At 50.2% G+C, this 14279-nt stretch carries 5 protein-coding genes; all 5 read left to right on the top strand.

Annotated features, from left to right (window positions below):
* Positions 1-755: 755 nt before the first annotated feature.
* The 5 genes from gyrB (at position 756) to C5S62_RS10300 (ending at position 13964) form a co-directional block, all read left to right on the top strand.
* Positions 756-2711 carry a DNA topoisomerase (ATP-hydrolyzing) subunit B gene (gyrB, locus tag C5S62_RS10320; protein WP_104405303.1) on the top strand — a complete coding sequence of 652 codons (1956 nt, stop codon included), beginning with the start codon at positions 756-758 and terminating at the stop codon, positions 2709-2711.
* A 461-nt stretch (positions 2712-3172) separates the two neighbouring features.
* Complete coding sequence (locus C5S62_RS10315) at positions 3173-5731, top strand: DUF5686 and carboxypeptidase-like regulatory domain-containing protein (protein WP_104405304.1); 2559 nt, start codon at positions 3173-3175, stop codon at positions 5729-5731.
* A 375-nt stretch (positions 5732-6106) separates the two neighbouring features.
* Positions 6107-6709: a septal ring lytic transglycosylase RlpA family protein gene (locus tag C5S62_RS10310; RefSeq protein WP_104405302.1), complete on the top strand. Its 603-nt coding sequence runs from the start codon at positions 6107-6109 to the stop codon at positions 6707-6709.
* 87 nt (positions 6710-6796) lie between these two features.
* Complete coding sequence (locus C5S62_RS10305; RefSeq protein WP_104405301.1) at positions 6797-8083, top strand: O-acetylhomoserine aminocarboxypropyltransferase/cysteine synthase family protein; 1287 nt, start codon at positions 6797-6799, stop codon at positions 8081-8083.
* A gap of 310 nt (positions 8084-8393) precedes the next feature.
* Positions 8394-13964 carry an alpha-2-macroglobulin family protein gene (locus C5S62_RS10300; protein ID WP_104405300.1) on the top strand — a complete coding sequence of 1857 codons (5571 nt, stop codon included), beginning with the start codon at positions 8394-8396 and terminating at the stop codon, positions 13962-13964.
* Positions 13965-14279: the final 315 nt, after the last annotated feature.

Here is a 14279-nt window from a genome sequence, read left to right as displayed (position 1 = left end):
CCAAGGGCCTCCCCGCAGGCATCTATGTAGTAGGCGGACGCAAAGTAATCGTAAAATAATCTTCGCGTAAGATACACAACACACTCCCAACGGGTGCGGCACTTATTGGTGCCGCACCCGTTGATATTATGCGGCTACATTCTTTTTCTACATATCATAAGTTTTATTTTTCACTTATACTATCCTTCAACCACATCCTTATCCATCCTCATTCCATCGCTTTCACTTTAACATTTTTAACTTCCGTTTACACTTCAAGAAGCCCAAAAACGGACATCTATCACAAAAAAGAGAAAAGTCCGTATTGCAATTTCAACACGAATACTTGAAAATTAAACTCCAATACGGGGATTTTTTCTAAAAAACAGGATAGAAAAAACTCTTCACACCCCTTAGAAACACTGAAAAAGCGGGACTTCCTCATGGAAAATCCCCCTTCGTAGTTACAAAGATACAATATTTTTCGACCGAAAGCAAATAGTGTTAAAATAGCAAGAGTTCCCCTGCATCCCTACATATCCATCCCCAGGCCGTCAGATTCCAATCGTATTCCGGTCAGCTTGAAAAGCTACAAAAAACTCTCCGGAATACATTCTTTTATAAGAATATTTATTCGGCTGTTTTCTTAAAAATACGTATCTTTGCAGTATATAAAACCAAAGGTTCAATCTTATTCACCGACCTGATATTTCCTGCCCAGTCTTATCCCATAGGATTGAGGTAAGGATTATGTATCGAATATATAAGAAAAAAATATGGAAGAAACGCAAAAGAGCGGCGCAAACTATTCGGCCAGCAACATTCAAGTGTTGGAAGGCTTGGAAGCAGTGCGCAAACGCCCTGCCATGTACATTGGCGACATCAGCGAAAAAGGTCTTCACCACCTGGTCTACGAAACGGTGGACAACTCCATTGACGAAGCCCTTGCCGGTTATTGCACGCATATCGAAGTAACCATCTGCGAGGACAATTCCATCATTGTACAGGACAACGGCCGCGGCATTCCTGTGGACATACATCCCAAAGAACAACGCTCTGCACTCGAAGTAGTCATGACGGTACTTCATGCCGGCGGCAAATTCGACAAAGGTTCCTATAAAGTTTCCGGCGGTTTGCACGGTGTAGGTGTGAGTTGTGTGAACGCCCTCTCCACCAAAATGCTTTCCCAAGTATTCCGCGACGGTAAGATACATCAGCAGGAATATGCCAAAGGTCATCCGCAATATGCTGTCAAGGTTGTAGGCGAGACCACCCTGCGCGGTACACGCCAGCAATTCTGGCCCGATCCGGAAATATTCACCACCACTACCTACAAATATGACATCCTGGCCAACCGCATGCGCGAACTGGCCTATCTCAATGCCGGCATCACCATTACGCTGACCGATCTCCGGAAGGACGACGAAGGCAACACGCGCACCGACACATTCCATTCCGAACAAGGATTACGTGAATTTGTGCGGTATATCGACTCCTCGCGCACGCATCTTTTCGATGATGTCATTTACCTCAACACCGAAAAGAACGGCATGCCCATCGAAGTGGCCATCATGTACAACACCTCCTACAGCGAAAACCTCCACTCCTACGTCAACAATATCAACACGATAGAAGGCGGTACGCATTTGGCAGGCTTCCGCATGGCCGTAACCCGCGTACTGAAAAAATATGCTGAAGAAACCGCCTCCAAGCAGCTTGAGAAAGCCAAGGTGGAAATAGCCGGCGAGGACTTCCGCGAGGGACTTACGGCTGTCATTTCCGTGAAAGTGGCCGAACCTCAGTTTGAAGGTCAAACAAAAACCAAGCTCGGCAACAGCGAAGCTACCGGTGCCGTAAACCAAGCCGTCGGCGAGGCTCTCACCAATTATCTGGAAGAACACCCCAAGGAAGCCAAACTCGTGGTAGATAAAGTCATTCTGGCCGCCACAGCCCGTGTTGCAGCCCGCAAGGCCCGTGAAAGCGTGCAACGCAAAAGTCCGATGTCGGGTGGCGGACTGCCCGGCAAACTGGCCGACTGCTCTTCGAAAGACCCCGCACAGTGCGAGCTTTTCCTCGTGGAGGGTGACTCCGCAGGCGGTTCGGCCAAGCAGGGACGCAGCCGCGCCACTCAGGCCATCCTGCCCCTGCGCGGTAAGATTCTGAATGTGGAAAAGGCCATGTGGCACAAAGCTTTCGAAAGCGATGAGGTGAACAACATCATTCAGGCTCTGGGCATACGCTTCGGCATGAACGAAGACAGCAAAGAGGCCAACATCGAAAAACTCCGCTACCACAAAGTCATCATCATGGCGGATGCCGATGTGGACGGCCAGCACATCGCCACACTCATCATGACACTGTTCTACCGCTACTTCCCGCAAGTCATACAGGACGGCTATCTCTATATTGCCATGCCGCCACTCTATCGCTGCAAGAAGGGAAAAATAGAGGAATACTGCTATAATGACATTGACCGCCAGCGGTTTATCGAACAATATGGCGACGGAACGGAAAACAGCATACAGACGCAGCGCTATAAAGGTCTCGGTGAAATGAACCCGCAACAATTATGGGAAACCACCATGTGTCCTGAAACACGCCTGCTCAAACAGGTGACCATCGACAATGCAGCCGATGCCGACTATGTATTCTCAATGCTCATGGGCGATGACGTAGGTCCGCGCCGTGAATTCATTGAACGCAATGCTACTTACGCCAAAATCGACGCATAACACTTATTTTCAATTGAGTCAGGCTGCCGGAGACATGTCTCCGGCAGCCTGACTGTTTTCCATCGGCACTTCAATGTTCTTAACTTCCTGTCATATTTCAACGTGCTGAAATAGAGGTTGCAAATAGTGAAGCGGAAAAACCATACGGAGAAATCAGACAATAAATACGGTAAGAAATTAGTCGTTCACCTCTGGAAAGCGTTCAAAAAAGCGTGAATTCCAGATGGATGAAGACACCACCTCCCAAGTCCACAACACCGCAACTTACACAAGACGTATGACTTATTAAATATTATTATGTTTCACAGTAAAAGTCCATCCGGAAAAACTATTTAACTTTGCAGAGTTTTGATAACAAGTTTCATTTCCCGGCCAACCAACGGAAAGACAACAAGCCAGCCAATAATCCCCACATCTGCTATTCTGTGATAAAAAGACTGTACCTCCTGATATCTCTTGCCATGCTGGCACTGACCCTCACCGCCCAAAAAGTGACGGGGCTGGTGACTGATGCCAAAACGGGAGAGAAATTGCCCTTTGTGAACATTGTATTTGAAAAAGGAGGCGGCACACAAACCGATCCTGAAGGACATTACAGCCTGCCTTTCCAAAACGGACGGCTGCGCTTCTCGTGCATCGGTTACGAAACGAGAACAGTCAGCGTCAAACAAGCCGGAACGCTCAATATTAAAATGAAATCGAATGAGAGCAGTTTCGGCGAAGCTGTTGTCACAGGGCGTCGCGAAAAATATTCGCGCAAAAACAATCCTGCCGTAGAACTGATGAGAAAAGTGATTGCCGCCAAGAAAAAAAGCGATCTCAAAGCACATGACTATTACAGTATTGACAAATACTCGAAACTAACTTTCGCCTTCAACGATGTTACCGACAAGGTTTTTGAGGAAGGGAAGTTCAAGCGGCTTCCGTTCCTGAAAGAGCATGTCGAAACATGCAATGAAACCGGACGGCTCATTCTTCCTATCTCCGTGGACGAAACCGTGTCGCGCGACATTTACCGCCGTTCCCCCTCTGAAGAGAAGAGCATCATCATCGGCCAACGCAGTAACGGCATCAATGACCTGTTCAACACAGGTGACATTCTTTCCGTCTTGCTCAAAGACTGTTTTACTGATGTCGACATCTACAAAGACGAGATACGCCTGCTGCGCTACCCCTTCATAAGCCCCATTTCCTCGCGCTCTGCCATCAACTTTTACCGTTACTTCATCATCGACACGACTTATGTGGATCATGACAAGTGTATCCGAGTGGACTTCACTCCCAACAATCCGCAGGACTTCGGCTTTTCGGGCAGCATGTTTATCATGGCCGACTCGACCTACCGCGTGAAAAAGGCCGATTTGGGCATTCCGCGCAATTCCGATGTCAATTTTGTGGAAGACATGCGCGTTATTCAGGAATTCCGTAGCCTGCCCACCGGCGAGCAGGTGCTCTGCAAGGACGACATGCTGGTACAGCTCAAAATCGTCAATTTCCTGCAAAAGTTTCAGGTCAAACGCACAACGGAATACACTAACTTCAGTTTCGCACCCATCCCCGAAAAAGATTTCAAAATTAAAGGTGGACAGTTCATCCATCCCGATGCCAACATGCGCAACGAGGTGTTTTGGGAACAACACCGTCCCGAACGTCTCACCAGCAGTGAAGATAAGATGGGCCTGCTCGTCCGCAGACTAGAACAGGTGAAGGGATTCAAGCCGGTGTTGTTTGTGGCCAAAGCCTTCATCGAGAATTTCGTGGAAACAACGGCCGACCCTCACAGGCCCTCTAAAGTAGATATCGGACCGGTGAACACGATGATTTCTCAGAATTTCGTAGACGGACTTCGGCTACGTGCCTCGGCACAGACTACTGCGAACCTTAATCCTCACTGGTTTGCAAAAGGTTATGTTGCCTACGGCTTCAAGGACCACCGGTGGAAAGGTATGGGGGAGATCACTTATGCTTTCAATGAAAAAGCTTATCTTCCGCGGGAATTTCCGGTCAACAATCTGACGTTCACCTACAACCGCGATGTCATGTCGCCAAGCGACAAGTTTCTGCCGACGGACAAGGACAATGTTTTCACATCATTCAAGTGGACCACTGTAGACCACATGATGTATTACGAAACCATGCGCCTGCAATGGGACCGCGAATGGGAGAACGGCCTGCGCCTCAAAGCCCAGTTGCGCACCCAGCGCGACGAACCTACGGCCGCCCTCTTCTACCAGTCGCTCGACGGCATGGGAACACCATCGGAGGATGCCTCGAAATACCGCAAACATCTGCGCACCAATGATCTCACCGTAGGACTGACATATCAGCCGGGGGTGACATGGATCAACACAAAGCAGCGCCGCATACCTTCCAACCAGAATGCTCCCATCTTCAGTTTGTCGCATACAGCGGGCCTTTATGAGCACATGGGCTCCAACCGGGCATATAATTTTACGGAAGCAGGCATTTACAAACGCTTCTGGCTACCTTCATGGGGAAAGATTGATACTTATCTTAAAGGAGGCATACAATGGAACCGCGTACCGTTTCCATTGCTTATCATGCCGGCCGCCAACCTCTCCTATATCGTAGAGGACCATACTTTCAGTCTCATTGACAATATGGAGTTCCTCAACGACCGCTACGCCTCGCTAATGATGTCGTGGGATCTGAACGGAAAAATTTTCAACCGCATTCCGTTACTCCGCCGCCTAAAATGGCGCGAATATCTAGGCTTCAACCTATTATGGGGATCACTATCGAGCAAAAATAATCCGTTTTTGGAAAAGAACGCCACCGACAGCCGTTTATTCTACTTTCCGGGCAGTTTTAACCCTGAAGGCACGTTCAATTATCTATCACGCGTAATGGACGAGAAAAAGCCTTATATGGAAGTCATAGCTGGCATACATAATATTTTTAAAATCCTCCACGTAGAATACGTGCGCCGCCTGACCTATAACGACCGGCCTGGCACGGACAAATGGGGTATCCGCCTGATGCTGCGGGCCACGTTCTGAGCATGCCGTTTAGGGCAACCGTAGCCTGCTGTCAGCCGCCTTCTGCTATTCCATCCCCCATATCCCCTTTTGAATAGAGTATACGCCTGAAGAGAACCGAAAAGGCCACTGAAACAGAACGGAAACTCTTCTTTAAAAAGTTAAAGCGGTGATAATTAATGCAGAACATTTGCATATCTCCAAATAAATTCGTACTTTTGCACCCGAAAACCACACGAATGGCAAACCGAAAGGTTTCCTGCGTAGATTTCCTATTTATAAATTGCATTGGGAAAACGCAGTGTGAATACCGGCTCGGCTGCACAGAAGCCGTACAGGTTGCGGAGAATCTCAGAGCGCCACTTTCCGCCACGCATTCGTGACAAAACATTTAAGATGAAATTAAAGTTTTTATTATTATCATTAATCCTCATTTTAGTGTCGACCAACACCACGGCACAACAAACCTACACAGGTAAAGCTTCTTATTATGGCAATAAATTTCACGGACGCCGCACAAGCGATGGCTCCATTTATCACCGCGACAGTTTGACCTGCGCCCATCGCACCCTGCCTTTCGGTACGCTCCTCAAAGTACGCAACGTACATAACGGACGCGAAGTGGTAGTGAAAGTGACAGACCGTGGCCCTTTCGTTAAAGGACGTATCGTAGACCTCTCCTTTGCCGCCGCTAAAGAAATCGACATGTTAAGCGCGGGCGTAGGACGTGTGGAAGTAGAACCCGTCAATTCTTCACTTGCTTATCTTCAGAAGACAACGGAAATTCCCTCACTGCTGCCTGAACTGCAACTGCCAGATCCCACAACTGGTGAATACCGCACAATGAGCGAATGGCTCGACAGCGACAAAACCGGTAGAGAAAAAGCTAAAGACAATGCCCGGAAACGCAGCAAAGCAGCCTATCTTTCGCGTAACAAACGCAAGCAGCCCGCATGGCATGTACTGAGTAACCGGATAACGGCCAAAGCGGACAAATAAAAAAATACAGAGCCTCCCTACCCTATGGGCCGGGGGGCTTTTTAACATAAAAAGAACTTTTTCAACAACGAAACAAAACAACCGGCCATGAGCAAAAAGAAAAATCCCGGTACACTCTGCGTACAAGGCGGCTGGACACCCAAAAAAGGTGAACCGCGCGTGTTACCCATCTATCAGAGCACCACATTCAAATATGACAACAGTGAGCAAATGGCACGCCTCTTCGATCTAAAAGATTCCGGCTATTTCTACACCCGACTGCAAAATCCCACCAACGATGCCGTGGCCGACAAAATAGCCTGCCTCGAAGGGGGAGTGGGGGCTATGCTGACATCGAGCGGGCAAGCGGCCAACTTCTTTGCCGTGCTCAACCTCTGCGAAGCCGGCGACCATTTCATCACCTCCAATAACATCTACGGCGGCACGTATAATCTCTTCGGCGTAACCATGAAGAAAATGGGCATCGACTGTACTTTCGTTGACCCGGAACAAAGTGATGAAGAAATCGAAAAGGCTTTCCGCCCCAACACCAAATGTTTCTTCGGTGAAACCATATCCAATCCCGGAGGTCACATATTCGACATCGAACGCTTTGCCGAAATGGCTCACCGCCACGGTGTGCCCCTTATCGTAGACAATACCTTCGCCACCCCCGTAAACTGTCGTCCCTTTGAATGGGGAGCGGACATCGTAACGCATAGCACAACGAAATATATGGACGGTCACGCCACTGCTGTGGGCGGATGTATAGTGGACAGCGGTAGCTTTGACTGGGCGGCTCATGCCGATAAATTCCCCGGCCTGTGTGCTCCCGATGACAGCTATCACGGACTAGCTTATGCCGAAGCCTTCGGTAAAATGGCCTACCTCACTAAAGCCACCGCACAACTGATGCGTGACCTTGGTTCCATACAAAGTCCGCAAAATGCTTTCCTTCTTAATCTCGGACTTGAAACGCTCCATCTGCGTATGAAGCGCCACTGCGAAAACGCCCAACAGGTAGCCGAATTTCTCAAAAATCATCCGCAAGTGGCATGGGTCAACTACGCCGGGCTGCCGGACAACAAACACCACCACTTGGCGAAAAAATATTTGCCCCAAGGCGGATGCGGCGTAATAGCCTTTGGTCTTAAAGGCAACCGTGACGAAGCTATCCGCTTTATGGACAACCTGAAAATGATCTGCATCGTGACACATGTAGCCGATGCCCGCACCTGCGTACTCCATCCCGCCAGTCACACCCACCGCCAACTTTCAGAAGAACAATTACGTGAAGCTGGCATTGCTCCCGACCTCATACGGTTGTCGGTGGGCATTGAAGATGTAGAGGATATCATTGAAGACATTCAACAAGCCATGGAGAGCATTAGCTAACACTCTCCAGAACATTAAAGTCCATCCCCTTATTCTGCAAAACGACATATAAGAATGCAGAATAAGGGGATTTTCTTTCTGAGTATATTACCGTCAAAAATCAACAGGAATCCTCACAGTCTTAAATTCTTTCCCTTCCATTCAATATCTAAAATTGTTTTTGAAGGTTAAAGATGTTAACTTAACAAAAGCATCAAATGAAATGAGTACTATTTCCCTACTTTTGCAAAAAGTTAAAAAACAATGACAGCGATGCAAGTTTTTTTGCCAATCCTGTTTATGTTATTGAAAAGCCAATACATAATGCACTATGAATAGAACAATAAGCAAGTATCTTACCGTCATCTCACTATCTCTTATCTCTGTTTCTACTCTCATGGCACAAAGCTACGAAAGGATGTGGACAGAGGTAAAAACAGCGGTTCAAAAAGACCATCCTCAGACAGCACTAGATGCTGTGAACCACATTTACCGGAAAGCACAAACCGAAAATAATGACGGTCAACTGATGCGGGCCATGCTCACCGCACGATTACTCCACGCTGAAGTATCACCTGACAGTGGAAAAGTAGCCACAAAGCGTCTTGAAGCGGCATTAGCCGCAGAAACCAGTCCCGCCATGCGCGCTCTGTGGCAATCGGCTCTCGGACAAATTCTTATCAACGATGCCGACACCGCCAATGTATCCCGAGGCAAGACATTACTGCTGGCCTCGGTAGCCGACATCACGATGCTAGGCAAAGCCTCAGCCAAAGATTATCTCCCGGTGCTAATCAAAGGTAAGGACAGCCAAATCTATCATGATGACTTGCTCAGCGTTCTTCTGCCACCAGTCATGCAATCGCGGCACATTCCCCTCTCCGAACGCCAAAGGATAGCAGGCAACGCCATTACCGAATACCAAAGCCGCGACATGCGCAAAGCCGCCTTGCTTGTCACTCTCGACAGCATTGACATATCGGCCGGACAGGCTCTGGCTTCAGAAAGTAACTCCCAGTTCGAAACCCTGTTGCGCCTAAAAAACATTTATGCCGACACGGAGCTTAATGTGGAAACCTATATCCGACTGATAAAGAGCCACGATTACCGGAACTATTCTCAGGCAACAGACAGCATTAAACTGGCACTGGCACATGAAGGTGTAAAAAAATACGGACACCTGAAACGAGCCGATGTCCTACGCGAATACATTGCCAGATGCGAACAGCCGATGTTACGGTTTTACATCAGCCGACAAACCCTTTATCCCGGACGAGAAACGCCATTGGCCCTCACTGCGCGTAATGTGAAACAGGCAGAAGTGCGCTTCTACCGCCTCAATCTTAAGGCAGACGACAACCGGCTTCTACGAAGCGGGCAATGGAAGAACGTAAAAAAATGGCCAAAAACATTGTCATATACCTTACATCATACCTTTAAGCCGGCCAAAGCATCTGAGGAACACACCGACTCACTGCAATTCCATCTGAGCCAACCCGGCATATATCTTTGCGAGCTTTTGGCAGACAACCGCCACACAGACCACAATATCATATACGTCTCCTCCGTCACCCCGCTCATGCTCAATACCGGCGAAGGATTGTCGCGCATTGTGCTCGTAGATGCCATGAGCGGACAACCTCTGCCCGACAGCCGGATTGTCCAATACGAAATCCGCGACAATGTACGCCGGCAACTCAAAGTATATGAAGCCGGCCCTGACAACGAGATTATTATTCCTCTCCCCAAACGCCATTCCTCAAACAACTTTTTCGCTGTTTCGGGTAACGATGCCTATTCACCCGACATGAGGATGAATGCGGCATATCGCTTCCACCCGACAGACAAACAGCCCCAAATGAACATACGTCTCTTCACCGACCGCACCATCTACCGGCCAGGACAAACGGTGCGCTTCGGTGGCATAGCCTATACACAACATGGAGACGAAACCACCGCCACCGCAAAATTAAAAACTACCGTCGGACTTTTCGACACCAACGGACGCCAAATAGATACCCTCATCTGCGTCACCGACGAATTCGGCGCCATAGGCGGTGAATTCAAATTACCTTCCGCATGCCTTCCGGGAAATTTCTATCTGCACATCGAAAAACAGACGCCGCTTTATTTCAAAGTAGAGGAATACAAACGCCCCACTTTCACTGTCGAAACAGAATCGCCGCAAACAGCCTATGCCATCGGCGATACAATCCACGTCACAGGCAAGGTGAAAACCTATTCCGGATTACCCTTAGCCGGCACCGCCATCAAATACAGAATAGACCGCTGGATGCTCTATCGCTACGCCACTGACGACTATACCCCACAAACTGGCACTGCCGTTACAGACGAAAAAGGACATTTTTCATTACCCGTAGTTCTGACCTACAACAATGCCACAAATCAGGCACACAAACCTGCTTTCAACCGTCTGCGCTACGCTGTGAGCATTGACGCAACAGCTGAAAACGGAGAAACCGTATCGGCAGAACGCGTCATTGCCGCAGCCACCAAAGCCTCATGGATCGAAACATACTGGAGCGAAAGCCTTTGCAAAGAAAACCTGCCCGACATCAGCATCCGACACACCGGTTCTGCCGGACAAGCACTCCCCGGCACAGTCAGCTATACTGTCTATACTAACGGACAACCTGTGGCTGAAGGCCATCTGACAGCCAACGCCCCCTTTGTCCCCACATTCCTCCGCAACCTTCCTTCAGGAGAATATGACGTAACACTTGCCATTGCCGGTACAGACTCCTTACAACGCCACTTCCTTCTTTTTTCCGAAACCGACCGCAAGCCATCTGGAAAAGCCCCTTTCTGGCACTACGAACGTACCAACGCACAGGCCGACAGCACCTTGGTTATCGTAGGCTCGCCTCACGACAGCATTGTGCTCTTTTACGACCTCTACAGCGGCACAAAGCGTCTTGAAAGCCGCCGTATCACCTTTTCCGACTCTCTCCTGCACTTCCATTTGGCTTACCGCAGCGAAATGGGCGACGGCGCGCGTGCCTGCTTCGCCTTCGTAAAAAACGGCGAACTCTATTCATTAAGTCAGGAAATCACCAAACCTGTCCCGCAAAAGAAGCTCCGCCTTGAGTGGAGTACCTTCCGCAGCCTTCTCCGCCCAGGACAACAAGAGGAATGGCGCTTGCGGGTCTTCAACGCCGACGGATCACCGGCACGAGCCTCACTGATGGCACGGCTCTACGATGCTTCGCTCGATGCTTTGGCCAAAAGCGACTGGAATTTCCGTTTGAACTTCCCGCGCAACGTGGCATACGTTTTCCGCAGCATACCCTTCAACACATCGCTGTCAATGTGGGGAATGAAGCCCATCAGGAATTTCTCCTGTCCGGAATACCAATTCACCCATTGGGACAATCAGCTTCTGGATGCTTATCCCCACTTCATGTATAAAAAGGAATCATCCCAATTAATGACATCCGCCTATGCCACCGCACCGACAGAACGAAACATGAGCGCAAAAACACTGCAACTGCGGAGCATGGCAAAAGGCATAAGCTGCACCGAAGAAAAAGCAGACGACACACAAGACGGAATAAGCGGAAGCATAAACGATGAAGGCGGAGCGGAAGCAATCATTCCCCGCAGCAATTTTGCAGAAACGGCCTACTTTGCCCCCCGCCTCATCACCGATGAGAACGGCGAGGTGACCCTCTCGTTCACACTGCCCGAAAGCCTCACTTCATGGAACTTCACAGCACTGGCACATAACGGCGGAATGGACCATGGCCGCCTCGACACCACCGTAGTGGCCCGCAAAGAATTCATGCTGCAACCAGCCATGCCACGCTTTGTACGCCAAGGCGACCGTGTTGTCATACCCGTTACACTGCGCAACCTGACAGACCATGGCTTTGGTGGCACAACGAACCTCCAGCTGCTTGACGCCCAAACCGACCGGCCGGTTAAAGCACTCCGCAAGAACTTTGAACTTTCCCCCGGCGCCACACAGACCCTGCACTTCGAACTGGACGCCGAATTCGATGAACCGGTGCTTATCTGCCGCATCACGGCTACCGGAGGCGGTTTCAGCGACGGTGAGGAACACTATCTGCCCGTACTTTCCAGCCGTGTGGAAGTAATACGCAGCATCCCGTTCTCACAGACTGAAGCCGGACGGCAATCGTGGCAGATCGACACGCTGTGGACAGACAAGAAACTGGCAGACAACCGGAGACTGACTGTAGAGATGTCGGCCAATCCCACATGGTATGCAGTAGCCGCGCTGCCGGCAATGGCTGACAATGCTGCAGCCAGTTCCCCCGGATGGGCCTCACGCTATTATGCCGTCACACTGGCACAACACATCGCCGCCACCCATCCTGAAATACGCGGCATGGCCGGACGCGACAATTCCAAATGGGCCGACATTCTGAGCCGGAACCCCGAACTCAAACAGACATTGCTGGCCGAAACCCCTTGGGCGGCCGAGGCACAGACTGAAGCCGAGCGCACAGCGGCCTTAGCCACACTCTTCGACCCGCAGACCATCGCGGCCAACAAATTCAAAGCACTCGACAACCTCAAATCCCTCCAGCAGCCCGACGGCTCATGGAGCTGGTACAACGGTATGCCCGGCAACAGTTACGTAACGGCCGATGTCGCCATCCTTCTGGCACGGCTCCGCAAAATGACAGCCGACCAAGACGCCTCCGCCCTGCTCGATCATGCCCTCCGCTACCTTGAAAAAAGCATCCGGTACGAGGTGAAAAGCATGAAAGAACTCGAAAAGAGAGACAAGAAAAAGCTGTCGCCCACTGAAGCCCAGTTGCGTTATCTCTATCTGCGCTCACTGCTCGGCCTGACACCCGACAATGACGCCAGCTACCTCCTCAGCCGCGCCGAACTCATTCCGAAAGACTACACCATGTATGGCAAAGCTCTCACCGCCGTCACGCTGGCACAGGCCGGCCACAAAGCCGCTGCCGCCACCTTCCTGAAGAGCCTCAAGGAACACACAGTGGAAAAACCCGGCATGGGCCGCTATTTTGACACTGACCGGGCACAATGGTCATGGCAGAGCTACCGCATCCCCACACAAACGGCTACCATAGAGGCCCTCATGGCCATCGCGCCCGACGATGTGAAAACAATTGAGCAGATGCGTTTATGGCTCATGCAGACAAAACGCACCCAAATGTGGGCCACAGGCCGTGCCACTGCCGATGCCATTTATGCCCTGCTGATGCCCGTTTCCACAGATACCCACACCCTGTCGCTTGCCACAGGGGAAATACCATCCTTCACGCTGTCAAAAGGGAAAAGCGTCGCAGCCACGAGCCGTGCCGAAGGCGTTGAAGCTACGGAAACAGCCGGCTACATCAGCCGCACCTACACAGAAAAGAAAGTGCTCGACGCCACAACGCTTACCGTCAGCAAGGAAAACAACGGACTGACATGGGGCAACATCACCGCCCGTTACACCTTGCCGGCCGAAGCCGTGAAAAAGACATCCGCCGGCCTCTCCCTGTCAGTGCGCTACGAAGTATTGCGCGGCTCCACATGGCAAGCCATCACCACCGGCACCACTCTGCATTCAGGCAACCGTCTGCGGCAGGTTTTCACCGTCGAAGCCGACCGCGACTATGATTTCGTTTGTCTGAAAGCGTCACGGGCAGCCTGCCTGTCGCCGGTCAAACCTCTCTCAGGATACACATTTACCGGCAGCCTGCACGGATACCGTGCCGTGCACGATGCGACCACCGACATCTATTTCGAGCAAATGCGCAAAGGCAGACACACGGTTACAGAGGAATATTTCATAGACCGGGCCGGCAATTACCTATGTGCCCCCTCACAGGTAAGTTGTCACTATGCTCCTGAATTTGGCGCACAGACGGAAAGAAACACTCTGAAGGTGAATTAGAAAAAATTCCTTCCAGCATATTCCAAGCCCCCGCACGTCTTTATCAGGCATGCGGGGGCATCTGCTTACCGACACAGCAGACGTTCAAACTTCATTTCCATTTCCGGCCACAAGCCATGATTTACAAGCACTGACTCAGTGCCCGAAAATACCACTTATCAGCAACTTAATCCATCCACCGGCACCATCCGCCGCCAAGCAGCGCTCATTTTAACATTTCTTGCTTTCCGCCGGAAAATATCGTATCTTTGTAACAGCGGAGCGGGGCTTTCCAATGGGAAGTCCCGCTTTTTCTGTGTTTTTCAGGACTTTTTC

This window comes from Prevotella sp. MGM2 (assembly GCF_002933955.1).
Classification (GTDB): domain Bacteria; phylum Bacteroidota; class Bacteroidia; order Bacteroidales; family Bacteroidaceae; genus Alloprevotella.
The sequence above is the reverse complement of the archived record's forward strand: the minus strand, read 5'-3'. Positions and strand labels throughout refer to the sequence as shown.

Bases quoted from the DNA above. Each gene is read 5' to 3' on its own strand.
- gyrB (WP_104405303.1), top strand. From the start codon at position 756: ATGGAAGAAACGCAAAAGAGCGGCGCAAACTATTCGGCCAGCAACATT.
- C5S62_RS10315 (WP_104405304.1), top strand. From the start codon at position 3,173: ATGCTGGCACTGACCCTCACCGCCCAAAAAGTGACGGGGCTGGTGACT.
- C5S62_RS10310 (WP_104405302.1), top strand. From the start codon at position 6,107: ATGAAATTAAAGTTTTTATTATTATCATTAATCCTCATTTTAGTGTCG.
- C5S62_RS10305 (WP_104405301.1), top strand. From the start codon at position 6,797: ATGAGCAAAAAGAAAAATCCCGGTACACTCTGCGTACAAGGCGGCTGG.
- C5S62_RS10300 (WP_104405300.1), top strand. From the start codon at position 8,394: ATGAATAGAACAATAAGCAAGTATCTTACCGTCATCTCACTATCTCTT.